Below are 228 nucleotides of genomic sequence, written 5' to 3' on the forward strand. Positions count from 1 at the left end.
AATGCCCGAACTCTTTTCGATTCTTCACAGATTTGGGGCGTTTTGAGATGGGAGTGCCGATATTAAACTTTCCTCGCGTTTCTTGAGGCTCTCGACTTTTTCCTTTGTGTCTTAAGACAGTTAGGGGTACCTTTAAGATATCTTGGTAAATCCAGTTATAGATGGATTTAAAGGAAAGTTTTCCCTGATAGTCTCGTCCAACAATTTGTTCAGGTGACCATGTACGTT

At 40.8% G+C, this 228-nt stretch carries 1 pseudogene; it reads right to left on the reverse strand.

Features of this window, described 5'->3' with window-relative positions:
- A pseudogene (locus ACEN4N_RS11675) lies at positions 1-228 on the reverse strand (IS30 family transposase); the annotation flags it as partial.

Origin of the sequence: Ruoffia sp. FAM 20857, from assembly GCF_045528645.1 — a bacterium.
GTDB classification, from domain to species: Bacteria; Bacillota; Bacilli; order Lactobacillales; family Aerococcaceae; genus Ruoffia; species Ruoffia halotolerans.